Genomic DNA, 11,314 nt, shown 5'->3' with positions numbered 1-11,314 from the left:
GCTTACAGCATCGGCAGCTTGAGGCCCTGCTCCTTCGCGCACTGCTGCGCGATCTCGTAGCCGGCATCGGCATGGCGCATCACTCCTGTTCCCGGATCGTTCCACAGGACACGGGCAATCCGCTTGTCGGCGGCCACGGAGCCGTCGCAGACGACGACCACGCCCGAATGCTGCGAATAGCCCATGCCGACGCCGCCGCCGTGGTGCAGCGATACCCAGGTCGCGCCGCCGGCGACGTTGAGCATGGCGTTGAGCAGCGGCCAGTCGGACACGGCGTCGGAACCGTCGCGCATCGATTCGGTTTCGCGGTTCGGCGAGGCGACGCTGCCGGAATCCAGGTGGTCGCGACCGATCACCACCGGCGCCTTCAGCTCGCCGTTGCGCACCATCTCGTTGAACGCCAGCCCCAGCTTGTGGCGCAGGCCCAGCCCCACCCAGCAGATGCGCGCCGGCAGGCCCTGGAAGCTGATGCGCTCGCGCGCCATGTCCAGCCAGTTGTGCAGGTGGGCGTCGTCCGGGATCAGCTCCTTGACCTTGGCATCGGTCTTGTAGATGTCCTCGGGATCGCCGGACAGCGCCACCCAGCGGAACGGGCCGACGCCGCGGCAGAACAGCGGACGCACGTAGGCCGGCACGAAGCCGGGGAAGGCGAAGGCGTTCTCGCAGCCTTCGTCCTGGGCCATCTGGCGGATGTTGTTGCCGTAGTCGACGGTGGGGATGCCCTGCGCGTGGAAGGCCAGCATCGCCTCGACGTGCACGCGCATCGACTTCTTCGCGGCATCGCGCACGTTTTCCGGATTCGCCTTCTGCTCGGCTTCCCACTGTTCCACCGTCCAGCCGAGCGGCAGATAGCCGTGCACCGGATCGTGCGCGCTGGTCTGGTCGGTCACGCAGTCCGGCCTGACGCCGCGCCTCACCAGCTCCGGCAGGATGTCGGCGGCGTTGCCGAGCAGCGCGATGGATTTGGCTTCGCCGGCCGCGGTGTACTTCGCGATGCGGGCCAGCGCGTCGTCGATGTCGGCAGCCTGTTCGTCCACGTAGCGGGTACGCAGGCGGAAGTCGATGCTGCTCTGGCGGCATTCGATGGTGAGGCTGCACGCGCCGGCCAGCGAGGCGGCCAGCGGCTGCGCGCCGCCCATGCCGCCGAGGCCCGCCGTCAGGATCCACTTGCCTTTCAGCGAGCCGCCGTAGTGCTGACGTCCCATCTCGACGAAGGTTTCGTAGGTGCCCTGCACGATGCCCTGGCTGCCGATGTAGATCCACGAACCGGCCGTCATCTGGCCGTACATCATCAGGCCCTTCTTATCGAGCTCGTTGAAGTGCTCCCACGTCGCCCAGTGCGGCACGAGGTTGGAATTGGCGATCAGCACGCGCGGCGCATCGGCGTGGGTGGGGAACACGCCGACCGGCTTGCCGGACTGCACCAGCAGCGTCTCGTCGTCGCCGAGGGTCTTCAGGGTGTCGAGGATCCTGTCGTAGCAGTCCCAGTCGCGCGCGGCGCGGCCGATGCCGCCGTACACCACCAGGTCTTCCGGTCGCTCCGCCACTTCCGCGTCGAGGTTGTTCTGCAGCATCCGGAACGGCGCTTCGGTCAGCCAGCTGCGGCAGGTCAGCTCGGCGCCGCGCGGGGCGCGGATCTTGCGGGACGGGTCGTGGCGATTGGTAGCGGTCATGGAGATTTCCGGCAAAGGGAACGTGGCGAAAATTCTGCGCCGCCGCCGCGCGCGGCTCCAGCGCAAACGGCGGCAAGCGCGCCCGTTCAGGCGGCCGATCGCGCAAATCCGCCCTTAATGTGTACGCTGTACACATGCCGCGCCCCGATACCGCCAGCCGCATCCTGCAGGCCGCGCGCGCCCTGTTCGAGCGCGAGGGCGCGGACGGCGTGCGCATGCGCAAGGTGGCGGAGCTGGCCGGCATCACCCCGATGGCGATCTACCGGCACTTCGACGGCCGCGAGGCGCTGCTGCGGCGGATCAGCGACGACAGCTTCCACGAGATCGCCCGCCACTGGCAGGCGCTGCGCAGCGGCAGCGACCTGCTGGCGCAGCTGGTGGCGACCCAGCGCATCTACCTGGACTACGCGCTGGCGCATCCGCACCTGTTCGACCATGCGTTCTCCGCGCGGCGCGGCAATGCACGGCGCTTCCCCGAGGACTTCCACGCGCGCCGCTCGCCCACGTTGAACGTGACCCACGACGCCGTGCAGGCCGCGCAGCAGGCCGGCCTCCTGCGCGACGGCGATCCGTGGGACATCGCGATGACGCTGTGGGCGCATTCGCACGGGCTGGTCGCGCTGTACCGCGCCGGCCGCTTCAGCTACGACGAGCGCGGCTTCCGCGCCTTCCACGACGCGTCGCTGGGCAGGCTGCTGGACGGATTGCGCGCCTGACTGCGCCACAGGCGCGGGCTATCATCGGCGCATGCCTTCTTTCCTCCGCGCCCTCGCGCTGGCGCTGCTCCTGCTGTCCGCCGGCTGCGCCACGCCGCCGCCCGCCCATCGCACCGCCACCCTGCTGCTGATCTCGGTGGACGGCCTGCGTCCCGCCGACGTCAACGCCGCGGCCATGCCGGCGCTGTCCGCGCTGGGCGACGCCAACGTGCGCGCCGAGGGCATGCGCCCGTCCTATCCCGCGCTGACCTTCCCCAACCATTACGCGCTGGTCACCGGGCTGCGGCCTGATCGGCACGGCATCGTCCACAACTCGATGGCGGACGCTGCCCTCGGCAAGTTCCGCACCTCCGACCGCGCGGCGGTGGAGACCGGCGGCTGGTGGGGCGGCGCGCCGGTCTGGGTCAGCGCGCAGCGCGCCGGCCTGCGCACCGCCACCATGTTCTGGCCCGGCAGCGAGGCCGACATCGACGGCGTGCGCCCGTGGCAGTGGCGCCCGTACCGCGACGGCACCCGCGCCGCCGACAGCGTGGCGCAGGTGCTGCAATGGCTGGCGCTGCCGGCGCGCGAACGCCCGCGCTTCGTCACCATGTACCTGGACCAGGTGGACGAAGCCAGCCACGACCACGGCCCGGATTCGCCGCAGGCGGCGGCCGCGCGGCGCGAGGTGGATGCCGCCATCGCGCAGCTGCTGCAAGGCTTGCGCGACGCGGGCCAGATGGATGCCGTCAACCTGCTGGTGGTGTCCGACCACGGCTTCGAGACGATTCCGCCGGGCCACGTGCTGCGCGTCGAGGACATGGCGCCGGCCGACGTGGCCGAGGCGGTCAGCGACGGCCAGGTGATCGGATTCGCGCCGCTGCCCGGCAGGACCGCCGAGGCCGAGCGCCTGCTGCTGGGCCGGCACGCGCACTACGAATGCTGGCGCAAACACGAATTGCCGGCGCGCTGGCACTACGGCACGCATCCGCGCATCCCCGCCATCGTCTGCCAGATGGACGCGGGCTGGGACGCGCTGTGGCCGAAGAAGTACGCGAACGCGATGCAGCGCAAGGACGAGACGCGCGGCTCGCACGGTTTCGATCCCGACCTGCCGTCGATGCGCGCCACCTTCATCGCCGCCGGCCCGGCCTTCGCCCACGGCGTGCGCCTGCCGGTGTTCGACAACGTCGATGTCTATCCGCTGCTGATGCGCCTGCTGGCGCTGCCGGTCGAGCCGAACGACGGCGAAATCGCGCCGCTGCTGCCGGCGCTGGAGGACGCGCAATGATCCTGTGCCGCCGCATCGACAGCCCGGTCGGCCCGCTGATGCTGGCGGCCGACGATACTGGCCTGCGCCACATCGAGTTCCGCGACAACCGCCATCCCGCCGACCGCAGCGACTGGCACGGCGGCGACAACGAAGCGCTGCAGGCCGCCGAGGCGCAGCTGGGCGAATACTTCGCCGGCAAGCGCCGCGCGTTCGACCTGCCGCTGGCGCCGCGCGGCACGGAATTCCAGCTGCGCGTCTGGTGGGAACTGGCGCGCATCCCGTTCGGCGAAACGATCAGCTACGCGCAGCTGGCGCAGCGGCTGGACAATCCCAACGGCACCCGCGCGGTGGGCGCGGCCAACGGCCGCAACCCGCTGCCGATCGTGCTGCCCTGCCATCGGGTGATCGGCGCGGACGGCGCGCTGACCGGCTTCGGCGGCGGCCTGCCGACCAAGGACTACCTGCTGCGGCTGGAAGGCGCGCTGCCGGAGCAGCGAGGGCTTTTCCCCTCCGGTTGATGAGGGGCGTTTCCCCTCGTCGAGCGCAGAAACTTTTGACGCGGACGAACGCGGATGCCCATCCGATTCTGAGGTGATCCGCGTCTCTCCGCGTTGATCCGCGTCCAGTGCTTTCGCATGGCGCGGCGTGCCTTGCCCTATCGCGCCCGCATCGCCGCGTGGGTGACGCGGTGGATCAGCCGCGCGGCGACGCGCGCGGTGACGTTGTCGCGATCCCACGGCGGCGACAGTTCGGCCACGTCCATGACCTTCAATTTTCCGGTGGCAGCGATCGCGTCGAGCAGCGGCTCCACCACCTCCATCGGCACGCCGCGCGCAGCCGGCGCGCTGACGCCGGGCGCCATCGCGTGCGGCAGGCCGTCGATGTCGATGGTCAGGTAGATCGCATCGACCTGCGCCAGCTTCTGCTTCAGTTCGGCCAGCCGCTGCGGCAGATCGAGCAGGCCGAGTTCGTCGTCGCGTACGTAGTGCACGCCGAGCGCGTCGGCGGTGTCGAACAGCACGCGGGTATTGGACGCGGCGCTGATGCCGTAGACCAGATAGTCCAGCGGCAGGCCGCGCTCGCGCGCGTCCTCGATGGCCTGCAGGAACGGCGTGCCGGAGCTGCCCTGCTCCTGCCGGCGCAGGTCGAAGTGCGCGTCGATGTTGACGATGGCGACGCGCGGGCGCCGCATGCGCAGGTGCCGCGCCAGGCCCAGCCAGGTAGCGAAGGCGATCTCGTGGCCGCCGCCCAGTCCGACCGGCAGGTGGCCGGCGTCGAGCAGCGACGCCAGTTCCTGCGCGTAGTGCAGCTGCGCGCCTTCGAGGTCGCCGTCGGCACAGGCGATCGTGCCCGCGTCGTACAGCGGCGCATCATCCAGCACCGGCAGGTTGGACAGCATCCTGCGCAGCGCCGCCGGCCCTTCCGCCGCGCCGGTGCGGCCGTGGTTGCGGCGCACGCCCTCGTCGCAGGCGAAGCCCAGCACCGCCACGCCCGGCGCGGCGTCCGGCTCGGGCTCGCGCACCCACTGGTGCCAGCGGCGCGTGGACGCGTCCTCGGGCAGATCGACGCGGCCGCTCCAGCCTTCCACGGCGCTCATGGCGACACCTGCGGCAACGGGATCGGCGACTGCATGGCCGGCTCCGGCAATGGCGAAGCCGCCATTCTAGCGGGCGACCCGCGCCGGCCGCGTTTGCCATAATCGACCGCCGCAGGCACATCGGAAACGCACGCTCCATGGCAACCAAGCGCTGGGATCTGCTGCTGACGCACGCCACCCTCGCCACGCTCGACGGCGACGCGCCGTTCGGTCTGGTCGAAGACGGCGCGCTGGCCTGCGCCGACGGCCGCATCGCCTGGTACGGGCCGATGCGCGCACTGCCGTCGCGCGCTTCCGCGGCGCGCATCGAAGACCTGCAAGGCCGGCTGCTGACGCCGGGGCTGGTCGATTGCCATACGCACCTCGTCTTCGCCGGCAATCGTGCCAACGAATTCGACATGCGCCTCAACGGCGCCACCTACGAGCAGATCGCGCGCGCCGGCGGCGGCATCCGCTCCAGCGTGGCGGCGGTGCGCGAGGCGAGCGAGGACGAACTGCTGCGGCAATCGCTGCCGCGCGCGCGGTCGCTGCTGCGCGACGGCGCGACCACGCTGGAGATCAAGTCGGGCTACGGACTGGACTTCGACAACGAACGCAAGATGCTGCGGGTGGCGCGGCGCATCGGCGAGGTGCTGGGGCTCACCGTGCGCACTACCTACTTGGCCGCGCACGCGCTGCCGCCGGAATACCGCGACGACGCCGACGGCTACGTCGAAGCGCTGATCGACTGGCTGCCGGCGCTGCACGCGGAAGGGCTGGTGGACGCCGTGGATGCGTTCTGCGAGAGCATCGGCTTCTCGCCGGAGCAGACGCGGCGGGTGTTCGAGGCGGCGCGCGCGCTCGGCGTGCCGGTGAAGCTGCACGCCGACCAGCTCAGCGACCTCGGCGGCGCGGCGCTGGCAGCGGAGTTCGACGGGCTGTCCGCCGATCACGTCGAATACACCGGCGAGGACGGCGTGCGCGCGATGGCCGCGCGCGGCACGGTGGCGGTATTGCTGCCCGGCGCCTTCCACGTGCTGCGCGAGACGAAGCTGCCGCCGATCGCGCTGCTGCGCGAGCACGGCGTGCCGATGGCGGTCGCCACCGACTGCAACCCCGGCACCTCGCCGCTGCTGTCGCTGCGGCAGGCGATGCAGCTGGCCTGCACGCACTTCCGGCTGACCCCGGAGGAAGCGCTGCGCGGCGCCACCGTCAACGCCGCGAAGGCGCTGGGACTGGTTGATCGCGGAGCGCTGCGCGAAGGCCTGCGCGCCGACCTGGCGGTGTGGGACGTCGCCCACCCCGCCGAACTGTGCTATTGGCTGGGCGGCGACCTCGCCTCCCGCCTCTTCGTGGGCGGCCGCCCGCTTCCGTGACCTGGAGATCGACCCCGATGCGCCTGATCCTGCTCGCCGCCGCCCTGCTGCTCGCCACCTCCGCCCACGCCCAGGACGCCGCCCGCAAGCTGGCGCAGGACGCGATCATCGTCGACACCCACATCGACGCGCCCGGCATCCTGATGGACAGCTGGGCCGACCTCGGCAACGAAGCGAAGGACCGCGAGTTCGACTACGCGAAGGCCCGCGCCGGCGGACTGGACGTGGCCTTCATGTCGATCTACACCTCGGCGCGGCAGGACGCCGACGGCAGCGCCTGGCAGGCGGCCAACGCGATGATCGACGGCGTCGAGGCGCTGGTGCAGCGCCATCCCGACCGCTTCGCCATCCTCACTTCGCCGAAGGATGCCGAACGCCTGCTGCAAGGCGGCCGCGTGCTGCTGCCGCTGGGCATGGAGAACGGCGCGCCGATCGGCGACAAGCTGGAGAACCTCAAGTTCTTCTTCGACCGCGGCGTGCGCTACATCACCCTGGCGCACAGCGCCAACAACCGCATCGCCGACTCGTCCTACGTGATCGACAAGCAGTGGAACGGGTTGAGCCCGTTCGGCCGCGACGTGGTGAAGGAGATGAACCGGCTGGGCATCATGGTGGACGTCTCCCACCTCGCCGACGGTTCGGCGATGGAGGCCATCAACATCAGCAAGATGCCGGTGATCGCCAGCCACTCGGCTTTCCGCCACTTCACCCCCGACTTCGAACGCAACATCAGCGACGAGCTGGCGAAGGCGGTGGCGGCCAAGGGCGGCGTGGTGCAGGTGCCGTTCGGCACCGCCTTCATCGACCCGGCCAGCGCCGCCGACACCCAGGCCCACTTCCGCGCGATCAACGACTTCAACCGCCGCAACGCCGAGCTGAAGGCGCAGGGCAAGCCGGCGCTCGACCGCGCGCGGTTCGACAAGGACTGGGAAGCCGCGCATCCGCCGCACCAGAGCACGCTGGCGCAGGTGCTGGACCAGATCGACTACGGGGTGAAGCTGGTCGGCATCGACCACGTCGGCATCGGCTCCGACTTCGACGGCGTGGACGGCGAACTGCCGAACGAGCTGAAGACGGTGGCCGACTATCCGAACCTGGTCGCCGGCCTGCAGGCGCGCGGCTATCGGGACGCCGACATCCGCAAGATCCTCGGCGGCAACCTGCTGCGGACGTGGGCGCGGATCGAGGCCGGCGAGGGCAAGTAGGCGCCGGACGCGGCCCCTGAAACGCGAAAACCCCGCCGAGGCGGGGTTTTCTGTTGTCGCGGTGCAGCCTGGATCAGGCAGCGGTCTTCTTGACCGCCTTCTTCGCCACGCTCTTGCTGGCGGCCTTCTTCACGACCGGCGCGGCGGCGACGCCGGCGGCCTTGGTGACAGCATGCGGACGCGAATTGCCATAGCTGGCGTTGTAGCGCTTGCCCTTGGCGGTCTTGCGGTCGCCCTTGCCCATCGTGTTGCTCCTGAATCGAATCGTGAAGTAGGTGGATCGCGCCGCGCGCGAGGCCGGGGATTCTAGCACGGGCGCCGGGCCGCCGCCCGGATCGCCCGGCGGGCCTCACGCTTTCCTTCATGGAGAAAAGCCCCCTTGGTAAGGGGGCGCCCCGAAGGGGCGGGGATCGGAAGGCCATGCGGGCCAAAGTTTACAAGCAAACTTTGGCATTGACCCGGGCTTTGCCCGGGTCAATGCGAATGCGCGCAGCTCGCGTCGTGCACGTGGCCGTGGTTGAGGCGCAGGTTGGCGACATGGGCCAGCCCCACCAGGGTGCCGCCGAAGGTCATCGCCACCGCGTGCGGCACCACCGAATGATGCAGAGGCGGGTACAGCACCGCGATCCACAGCGCGGCCAGCCCCGGCAGCAGCAGGCCCAGCGCGCGCACCGCGCGGTGGCGGCGGTAGCTCCAGACCAGCACCGCCAGCCCGAACAGGCTGGCGAAGCCCACGAACCCGGCCTCGAAGCCGTCGCCCAGCCACAGCCCCACGCCCAGCGACGGCAGCAGCGCGATCAGCAGCGGCAGCAGCGCGCAGTGGATCGCGCACAGCAGCGAACCGGTCGCGCCGATGCGGTCGAGCAGTGCGTGCAGGCGGGGATTCATCGGGGCATGACTTCAGGCAGGGGACGGGTTCGCCAATTGTTATGTTATAACATATTCCATCGCCACAACAGCTTACCCCATGCGCCCCTCTCCCATCGCAATGCAGCGCACCGCCCTGGCCGTCGCGCTGGCCCTGTCCTTCGCTCCCGTCGCCCAGGCCGCCGCTCAGGACGCCCAGACCTCCCCCACCAGCGACACCCGCCACGCGGCGGACAAGAGCGGCGAAAGCCACATCAAGGAAATCTCCGGCGTGGTCGTCACCGCCAGCCTGCTGGGCGATACCGCCGACACCCTGAGCAAGCCGACCGACGTGCTGGCCGGCGAGCGCCTCGACGAGAACCGCGCCGCCAGCCTCGGCGAGACCGTGGCCAGCGTGCCCGGCGTGCAGAGCTCCAACTTCGGCCCGGGCGTCGGCCGCCCGATCATCCGCGGCATGGACGGCCCGCGCGTGGCGGTGCTGAGCGGCGGCCTGTCCAGCCAGGACGTGTCCACCGTCAGCCAGGATCATGCGCCCGCGGTCGAGCCCTTCCTCGCCGACCAGATCGAAGTGCTGAAGGGCCCGTCCACCCTGCTCTACGGCAGCGGCGCGATCGGCGGCGCGGTCAACGTGGTCGACGGCCGCATCCCCACCGACGCCATCGACGGTGTCAGCGGCCGCGCCGAGACGCGCTTCTTCGCCGGCGACCAGGACGGCAACACCAGCATGGCGCGCATCGACGGCGGCAACGACCGCTTCGCGCTGCACGCCGACGCCGTCTACCGCAACGCGCTGGACTACGACACCCCGCGCGGCCGGCAGGCCAATTCCTTCATCGACACGCGTTCCGGCGCCTTGGGCGGCTCGATGGTGGGCGACTGGGGCTACGTCGGACTGTCCGCCTCGCGCTTCGAGGACGCCTACGGCAATCCGGGCGAACCCGGCGATCTGGCTGCCGGCGAACGCGGCGTGCACCTGGAAATGAAGCAGGACCACTACGAACTGAAGGGCGCGCTGCGCGACCTGTGGGGCGCCGGCAACGGCCTGCGCTTCGCGGTCGGCCACACCGGCTACGAGCACACCGAATTCGAGGGCGACGAGCCCGGCACGGTGTTCCGCAAGAACGCCAACGAGGGCCGCATCGAAGCCACCTTCGGCGATGCGCAGGGCTGGCAGGGCGCGGTCGGCGCACAGGCGTCCAGCAGCACCTTCGTCGCCATCGGCGAGGAAGCCTTCGTGCCGGAAACCGGCACCCGCGCGCAGGGCGTGTTCGGCGTGGCGCGGCGCAGCTTCGGCGGCTTCCAGCTCGATCTCGGCGCGCGCGTGGACAGGGTGAAGTCCAGTCCGGACGGCGGCGACGCGCGCAGCTTCAGCCCCCTGAGCCTGTCGCTGGCCGGCGCGTGGAAGCTCGACGAACGCTGGAAGCTGACCGCCAACCTCGACCACGCCGAGCGCGCGCCGGTGGAGGAGGAACTGTTCTCCGACGGCCCGCACATCGCCACCCTCGCCTACGAGATCGGCGACGCCGATCTGCGCAAGGAAGCGGCCAACCAGTTCGAACTGGGCCTTCAGTACCAGTCCGAGCGCATGGACGCCAAGCTGTCCGGCTACTACAACCGCTTCCGCAACTTCATCTACCTCGCCGACACCGGCGAAAGCTGGTACTGGGACGAAGAGGATGAGGAACTGCCGATCCGCCAATGGACGCAGGGCGACGCCACGTTCCGCGGCATCGAGGGCGAAGCCACCTTCCACCTGGCCGCCAACGACAGCGGCGACTGGGACCTGCGCGTGTTCGGCGACGCCGTGCGCGCCACGCTGAAGAACGGCGGCAACGTGCCGCGCATCGCGCCCTCGCGGCTCGGCGCCCAGTTGCGCTGGGAGCACATGGGCTGGCGCGCCTCGCTGGGCGCGACCCGCACCAACCGGCAGGACAAAGTGGCCGACAACGAAACGCCGACCGCCGGCTACACCCTGGTCGACGCGCACGCCGCGAAGCATTTCGACACCGGCAACGTGAGCTGGGAAGTGTTCGCCGACGCCAGCAACCTGACCAACCAGGACGCACGCGTGCACACCTCGTTCCTCAAGGACGCGGTGATGCTGCCGGGCCGCAGCGTGGCGTTCGGGGTGCGGGTGTTCTTCTGACGGTCAGGCGGCCTGTGCGCACCTCGCGCACAGGCCGTGCACTTCCAGCGTCTGCGCCTGCGGCGCGAAGCCCAGCGCACGCGCCGCGGCATCGAGCGTCGCCACAATGCCCGCGTCTTCCAGCTCGGTCGCCGAATGGCAGCGGTCGCAGATCAGGAACGGCACCGAATGCTGCGCGGCGTTCGGATGGTGGCAGGCGACGAAGGCGTTGATCGATTCCAGCTTGTGGATGAAGCCGTTGGCGAGCAGGAAATCCAGCGCGCGATACACCGTCGGCGGCGCCGCCGCGCCCGCGCCTTCGCCGTCGCGCACCCGCTCCAGCAGGTCGTAGGCCTTGATCGGCTTGCCGGCCTCGGCCACCAGCGACAGCACCCGCGCGCGGATCTCGGTCAGACGCAGCCCGCGCTCGCCGCAGGCGCGCTCCACCGCCGCCACGAACGCGGCTGCGTCGTGGACGTGGTGTTTCGGATCGGTGCAGGCGTGCGTTTTGCCCATGGCCTCGA

Annotated in this window: 11 protein-coding genes; 6 read left to right on the top strand and 5 right to left on the bottom strand. The window is 70.5% G+C overall.

The window, feature by feature from the left end; translation table 11 throughout:
- Positions 1-2: 2 nt before the first annotated feature.
- The gene (gene hutU / locus H9L17_RS12475) at positions 3-1,673 is read right to left on the bottom strand and encodes a urocanate hydratase (RefSeq protein ID WP_187569757.1); all 1,671 of its coding nucleotides are present in this window, start codon (positions 1,671-1,673) and stop codon (positions 3-5) included.
- A 134-nt stretch (positions 1,674-1,807) separates the two neighbouring features.
- On the opposite strand from hutU, the gene H9L17_RS12470 reads away from it, so the two are divergent.
- The 3 genes from H9L17_RS12470 to H9L17_RS12460 are packed head-to-tail and all read left to right on the top strand — an operon-like array spanning position 1,808 to position 4,159.
- Positions 1,808-2,389 carry a TetR/AcrR family transcriptional regulator gene (locus H9L17_RS12470; RefSeq protein WP_187569756.1) on the top strand — a complete coding sequence of 194 codons (582 nt, stop codon included), beginning with the start codon at positions 1,808-1,810 and terminating at the stop codon, positions 2,387-2,389.
- Positions 2,390-2,420: 31 nt separating this feature from the next.
- Positions 2,421-3,659, top strand: coding sequence for an alkaline phosphatase family protein (locus H9L17_RS12465; protein WP_187569755.1), 1,239 nt, complete (start codon positions 2,421-2,423; stop codon positions 3,657-3,659).
- Complete coding sequence (locus tag H9L17_RS12460) at positions 3,656-4,159, top strand: methylated-DNA--[protein]-cysteine S-methyltransferase (RefSeq protein ID WP_187569754.1); 504 nt, start codon at positions 3,656-3,658, stop codon at positions 4,157-4,159. The genes H9L17_RS12465 and H9L17_RS12460 overlap by 4 nt, the downstream gene beginning before the upstream one ends.
- A gap of 137 nt (positions 4,160-4,296) precedes the next feature.
- Here the strand turns inward: H9L17_RS12460 and hutG are convergent, their stop codons facing one another.
- A complete protein-coding gene (gene hutG / locus H9L17_RS12455; RefSeq protein ID WP_187569753.1) occupies positions 4,297-5,238 on the bottom strand; it encodes a formimidoylglutamase in 942 nt (313 codons plus the stop codon).
- A gap of 137 nt (positions 5,239-5,375) precedes the next feature.
- Between hutG and hutI the strand changes: the two genes are divergently transcribed.
- Together hutI and H9L17_RS12445 are read left to right on the top strand one after the other, a co-directional pair.
- Positions 5,376-6,593 (top strand): imidazolonepropionase, encoded by a 1,218-nt coding sequence (gene hutI, locus H9L17_RS12450; protein WP_187569752.1) that lies wholly within the window; start codon positions 5,376-5,378, stop codon positions 6,591-6,593.
- A gap of 17 nt (positions 6,594-6,610) precedes the next feature.
- On the top strand, positions 6,611-7,798 hold the full coding sequence (locus tag H9L17_RS12445; RefSeq protein ID WP_187569751.1) for a dipeptidase: 1,188 nt from the start codon (positions 6,611-6,613) through the stop codon (positions 7,796-7,798).
- A 73-nt stretch (positions 7,799-7,871) separates the two neighbouring features.
- Here H9L17_RS12445 and H9L17_RS12440 read toward each other — a convergent pair whose 3' ends face one another.
- Both H9L17_RS12440 and H9L17_RS12435 read right to left on the bottom strand, forming a co-directional pair.
- The gene (locus H9L17_RS12440) at positions 7,872-8,042 is read right to left on the bottom strand and encodes a 30S ribosomal protein THX (RefSeq protein ID WP_187569750.1); all 171 of its coding nucleotides are present in this window, start codon (positions 8,040-8,042) and stop codon (positions 7,872-7,874) included.
- 230 nt (positions 8,043-8,272) lie between these two features.
- Positions 8,273-8,686 carry a MerC domain-containing protein gene (locus tag H9L17_RS12435; protein WP_187569749.1) on the bottom strand — a complete coding sequence of 138 codons (414 nt, stop codon included), beginning with the start codon at positions 8,684-8,686 and terminating at the stop codon, positions 8,273-8,275.
- A 79-nt stretch (positions 8,687-8,765) separates the two neighbouring features.
- On the opposite strand from H9L17_RS12435, the gene H9L17_RS12430 reads away from it, so the two are divergent.
- The gene (locus H9L17_RS12430; protein WP_187569748.1) at positions 8,766-10,811 is read left to right on the top strand and encodes a TonB-dependent receptor; all 2,046 of its coding nucleotides are present in this window, start codon (positions 8,766-8,768) and stop codon (positions 10,809-10,811) included.
- Positions 10,812-10,814: 3 nt separating this feature from the next.
- Here H9L17_RS12430 and H9L17_RS12425 read toward each other — a convergent pair whose 3' ends face one another.
- Positions 10,815-11,306: a transcriptional repressor gene (locus H9L17_RS12425; RefSeq protein WP_187569747.1), complete on the bottom strand. Its 492-nt coding sequence runs from the start codon at positions 11,304-11,306 to the stop codon at positions 10,815-10,817.
- Positions 11,307-11,314: the final 8 nt, after the last annotated feature.

It is taken from the genome of Thermomonas brevis (assembly GCF_014395425.1).
GTDB classification, from domain to species: domain Bacteria; phylum Pseudomonadota; class Gammaproteobacteria; order Xanthomonadales; family Xanthomonadaceae; genus Thermomonas; species Thermomonas brevis.
Note: the sequence above shows the minus strand (reverse complement) of the source record. Positions and strands in the feature narration are given on the sequence as shown.